This window comes from Actinoplanes sp. NPDC048791 (genome assembly GCF_040650095.1).
GTDB lineage: Bacteria > Actinomycetota > Actinomycetes > Mycobacteriales > Micromonosporaceae > Actinoplanes.
Genome location: NZ_JBEZGQ010000800.1, coordinates 1 through 3,937 on the forward strand (window position 1 = coordinate 1; position 3,937 = coordinate 3,937).

General features: G+C 71.6%; 5 protein-coding genes. All 5 read left to right on the forward strand.

Annotated elements, in window-relative coordinates:
• Positions 1-264: NAD(P)H-hydrate dehydratase (locus AB0C29_RS37310; protein WP_360830704.1), on the forward strand; the 264-nt coding region annotated here is incomplete at its 5' end.
• Between the two features lie 37 nt (positions 265-301).
• Positions 302-1,453: an alanine racemase gene (gene alr / locus AB0C29_RS37315; protein WP_360830707.1), complete on the forward strand. Its 1,152-nt coding sequence runs from the start codon at positions 302-304 to the stop codon at positions 1,451-1,453.
• Positions 1,454-1,521: 68 nt separating this feature from the next.
• The gene (locus AB0C29_RS37320) at positions 1,522-2,556 is read left to right on the forward strand and encodes an alpha/beta hydrolase (RefSeq protein ID WP_360830713.1); all 1,035 of its coding nucleotides are present in this window, start codon (positions 1,522-1,524) and stop codon (positions 2,554-2,556) included.
• Positions 2,553-3,044 (forward strand): tRNA (adenosine(37)-N6)-threonylcarbamoyltransferase complex ATPase subunit type 1 TsaE, encoded by a 492-nt coding sequence (gene tsaE / locus AB0C29_RS37325; RefSeq protein WP_360830710.1) that lies wholly within the window; start codon positions 2,553-2,555, stop codon positions 3,042-3,044. Before AB0C29_RS37320 ends, tsaE begins: the two co-directional genes overlap by 4 nt.
• An 11-nt stretch (positions 3,045-3,055) precedes the next feature.
• On the forward strand, positions 3,056-3,718 hold the full coding sequence (ung, locus tag AB0C29_RS37330; protein ID WP_360830716.1) for a uracil-DNA glycosylase: 663 nt from the start codon (positions 3,056-3,058) through the stop codon (positions 3,716-3,718).
• Positions 3,719-3,937: the final 219 nt, after the last annotated feature.

The window sequence follows — 3,937 nt, forward strand, 5'->3', positions numbered from 1 at the left end:
GGCGACCGGACGATCGTGGCGACGCCCGCCGGCGAGGCTTGGGCCAATCCGACGGGCACGGCGGCGCTGGCCACCGCCGGCAGCGGAGACGTGCTGGCCGGCCTGCTCGGCTCGCTGCTCGCCGCCGGTCTGCCCGCGGAACGAGCGGCGATCATGGCGGCGTACGTGCACGGGCTGGCCGGGCGCCGGGCCGAGAGAGAGGGCCCGGTGACGTCGGAGGATGTGGCCGCGGCGCTGCGGCCGGTTCTGGCGGACCTCCTGTGACACGGGTTTTGTCATACCGCTCAGTAGGCTGGTGAACATGTGGCAGGCCGAGGTCCGGGTTGATCTGGACGCTATCCGGGACAACGTCGCGACGCTGCGCGCCGGCACCACCGCTGAGGTGATGGCTGTGGTCAAAGCCGACGGCTACGGGCACGGGATGCTGCCGGTGGCCCGGGCCGCGCTGGCCGGCGGGGCGACCTGGCTGGGCGTCGCCACCCTGGACGAGGCGTTGACGCTGCGCCGGGCCGGGCTGACCGTGCCGGTGCTGGCCTGGCTGCTCGCTCCCGGGTTGCCGCTGCACGACGGCGTTTCCGCTGATGTCGACCTCAATGCGGGCAGTCTGGCGCAGCTCGATGAGCTGGTCAGGGCGGCCCGGCGGGCGCAGCGACCGGCCCGGGTGCACCTCAAGCTCGACACCGGGCTCGCGCGCGGCGGTGCCACCCCGGCTGAGTGGCCCGCTCTGCTGGAGGCGGCGGCGAAAGCACAGGCCGACGGCGAGGTGGAGGTCGTCGGCGTGTGGAGCCACTTCGTGTACGCGGACGCGCCCGGCCACGAGACCGTTGATCATCAGCTAGCTGTGTTCGCCGAGGGCCTCGCGACCGCGGAGCAGTACGGCATCGAGCCCCGATACCGGCACATCGCCAACTCGGCGGCCACGCTGACCCGGCCCGACGCTCACTACGACCTGGTCCGGCCGGGGGTGGCGATCTATGGGCTGTCGCCGTTGCCGCCTGAGCACGAGACGGGACTGCGTCCGGCGATGACTGCTCGGGCCCGGGTCACGCTGACCAAGCGTGTGCCGGCGGGGCAGGGCGTTTCGTACGGGCACGCGTACCACACGGCGAAGGAGACGACGCTGGCTCTGGTGCCGCTCGGTTACGGCGACGGGGTGCCTCGGCATGCGTCCAATGTGGGGCCGGTGGCGTTGGGTGGGCGTGTCCGTACGATCGCCGGCCGGGTGTGCATGGACCAGATCATCTTGGACTGCGGGGACGATCCGGTGGCGGCGGGCGACGTGGCGGTCCTGTTCGGGCCGGGTGATGACGGCACGCCTACGGCCACCGACTGGGCCGAGGCGATCGGCACGATCAACTATGAGATCGTGACCCGCTTCGGCGGCACGCGCGTCCCTCGTGTCTACGACGGCACCGCCGGCCTCCCGAGCGGCGACCCAGGGGAGGGTGCGTGAGTCCCGCAAAGCCGTCCGCGAAGCCGTCCGGGAAGGTCGATCCGCGACGACGCGCCAAGCAGGTCGGGATCGTCGGCGCTGCCATCGGTCTCGCCGCGGCCGGTCTCGCCACCGCCTTCGCCGTCGAGCGCGCCCTCGTGCGCAAGTCGCTGAACGCCCCCGGTGACCCCCACTCCGACGAGGAGTTCGGCGACCAGCCGTTCGACCGCGCGCTCACCGTCACCGCCGCCGACGGCACCGACCTGCACGTCGAGATCGTCGAGCCCAAGGTCGCCGGGGCCAAGCCCACCGTCGTCTTCGTGCACGGCTTCGCGCTCGACATGGGCACCTTCTACTTCCAGCGGCAGGCGCTGACCGAGCTGGGCGAGAACAGGCTCGTCTTCTACGACCAGCCCGGGCACGGCCGGTCCAGCCGGCTGCAGTCCGGTGACTACGACATCGCCGCGCTGGGCAAGTCGCTCGCCGCCGTGCTCGACGAGACCGTGCCGGACGGGCACATCATCCTGGTCGGGCACTCGATGGGCGGCATGACGATCATGGCGTTCGCCGAGCAGTATCCGGAGTGGTTCGGCCAGCGGGTCACCGGTGTCGTGCTGATGTCCACCTCGGCCGGCCTGATCGACAAGAGCAAGCTCGGCATTCCGTCGCTGGTCGCGCGGGCCAGCGCCCCGTTCTTCCCGATATGGGGCGGGGCCGCCCGCCTCGGTGGCGGCGCCATCGACAAGGCCCGGATCGCGGTCGGTGACCTGGCCTGGCTGCTCACCCGCCGGTACGGCTTCGGCGACGCCCGGCCCAGCCCGTCGCTGGTGACCTTCGTGGAGCAGATGAACTCGAAGACCTCCGTCGAGACCCTCACCAAATATCTGAAGACGCTCTACACGCACAACCGCTTCCCGGCGCTGTCCGCGTTGCGGGGCGTGCCGGTGCTGGTGCTGGTGGGCACCAAGGACTATCTGACCCCGGTGGCGCACTCGGAGGAGATCCTGCGGCGCCTGCCCGAGGCGACGCTGGTGAAGATCGACAACAGCGGGCACGTCGTCATGCTGGAGAAGGCCGCTGAGGTCAACGCCGCGCTGATCCCCTTCCTGGAGAAGATCTCGTGAGCTCGGAGGCATGGTCCGGACTCAGGCTGGCCACAGTGGACGACACCCAGGCCTTCGGTCGCCGTCTCGCCGCTGTGCTGCGCCCCGGGGATCTGCTGCTGCTCACCGGCCCACTCGGCGCCGGCAAGACCGCGTTGGTGCAGGGCATCGGTGCGGGGCTCGGCGTGCAAGGAGCCATTACCTCGCCGACGTTTGTCATCGCCCGGGTGCACCGTCCCGATCCCGCGCGGGGCGGTGCTGTTCCGCTGGTGCACGCGGACGCGTACAGGCTGGGTGACGCGGCCGATCCGCGCGCCGAGATCGACGACCTCGACCTGGACGCGTCGGCGGACGACGCCGTCACCGTGGTCGAGTGGGGCGCCGGCCTGGTGGAGCAGCTCAACGACGAATACCTGGCCGTCCGGATCGACCGGCTCGACGACGACACCCGGGTCATCGACCTCGTCCCCCACGGCGGCGACTGGGCCGCCCGACTGGAGAAGATGTGAACCTGCCCGACATGCTCCCGCCCGCCTGGCGAACGGAGCTTCGGCCGTTCCTCGACGAAACGGCCACGGCAGCCCTCAGCGCCTACGTCGGCGAGCAGTACGCGACCAACACCGTGTATCCGCCCTTCGAGGACCTGTTCGCGGCCTACCGGCTGTGCCCGCCCGAGCAGGCCAAGGTGCTGATCCTCGGTCAGGACCCCTATCACGGGCCGGGGCAGGCGCACGGCCTCAGCTTCAGCGTCCGGGAAGGGGTGCGGATCCCGCCGTCGTTGCGCAACGTCTTCAAGGAGCTGGCCGAGGACGTCGCCGTTCCGCCGGCGACCAGCGGCGACCTCACCGGCTGGGCCCGGCAGGGGGTGCTGTTGCTCAACGCGGTCCTGACCGTACGCGCGGGAGCGGCGGCGTCCCACGCGAACAAGGGCTGGGAGGCGTTCACCGACGCGACGATCCAGGCGCTGAACGCCCGCGACGAGCGGGTGGTGTTCCTGCTCTGGGGCAGCTACGCCCGCAAGAAGGCGGCGCTGGTCAGCAACCCCGCGCACGTGGTGCTGGAGGCGGGCCACCCGAGCCCGCTGAACCCGAAGGGCTTCCGCGGCTCCCGCCCCTTCAGCGCGGCGAACAAAGCCCTGGCCGACGCGGGCCGCCCCCTCGTCGACTGGGACCCCCGAACCTGACCCGGCCGCGAGGATGACCGGCCAGTCAACAGGACGGGCAGGCGGGGATGGGGCGGACACAGGCGGCCGAGCCGGAGTCCGGCTCGGCAAGGCCGACGCGCCCGCCGGCGGCAGCCGGCACGCGAGCCGGGCGTGAGCCCCGCGCCCGGCTCCGCCGAGGCCGCCCAAGCCGGTTAGGGTTCTCAGGTGCTCGTTCTCGCTCTGGACACCTCCACTCCC

Bases quoted from the DNA above. Each gene is read 5' to 3' on its own strand.
- alr (WP_360830707.1), top strand. From the start codon at position 302: ATGTGGCAGGCCGAGGTCCGGGTTGATCTGGACGCTATCCGGGACAAC.
- ung (WP_360830716.1), top strand. From the start codon at position 3,056: ATGCTCCCGCCCGCCTGGCGAACGGAGCTTCGGCCGTTCCTCGACGAA.